The sequence below is a fragment of the Ligilactobacillus acidipiscis DSM 15836 genome (genome assembly GCF_001435755.1).
GTDB lineage: Bacteria > Bacillota > Bacilli > Lactobacillales > Lactobacillaceae > Ligilactobacillus > Ligilactobacillus acidipiscis.
The window spans coordinates 1-745 of record NZ_AZFI01000328.1 but is presented as its reverse complement, the minus strand read 5'-3'; the positions used below and the strand labels follow the sequence as shown (position 1 = coordinate 745).

The window sequence follows — 745 nt, the reverse complement described above, 5'->3', positions numbered from 1 at the left end:
GGTTCTATACTTTTTCCTGTTGATAGCTTACTTAACATGGTAATCTATTAGCAGGATTTTTTAGTGCAAAATAAAAAAGGCCCATAAGCCTCGCACCTAAAAAATCCACCCACTACAGCATCATTTTTAAAGGACGTGAAAACTTATGGACCCTGTAGATAATAATATAAAATTTGCGCTCAGTATTAAAGACCCAAATGTAGTTTTTTACAAATATAACTATCAAGTGATTAAAGCTAAGCGCGCAAAAGTATATATAGCCACGGTTAAGTTCGACCAGAAACATTGCGCTAACTGTGGCTTTTGCGAGCTAAGTCATAATGGACACTACGTATCACGCGTGACCTATCTGGCAGCGAATGCGAGTGAACCAGTTTATTTAGAACTCCATAAAGAACGCGTCATTTGTCGTAATTGTAAAGCGTCGTTTATGGCTACTTCTGATGTGGTAGACAAGTACTGTTGTATCTCCCGAGCCACGCGTCAGAAAGTGTTTATGAGTCTACAAGACGACCGCACTCAAGCTAGCATTGCGATCGATGCCGGCATATCAGCTAGCACTGTCTGTCGTTACTTAGACAACTATGATGACTTATTTCGCAGAAATCTTAACTATCTACCGGTTCATCTCGCCATGGATGAATTTAGAGGAATTGGTGGTCGGCTCCATTTCATCTGTATTAATGGCGCTGGTGAGCACGAAATTCAACAAATTCTGCCAGACCGATTCAAGCAAAGTATTACT

General features: G+C 40.4%; 1 pseudogene. It reads left to right on the top strand.

The features are described from left to right. Positions 1–145: 145 nt before the first annotated feature. Positions 146–745, top strand: a pseudogene (locus FC65_RS10950) (transposase family protein); the annotation flags it as partial.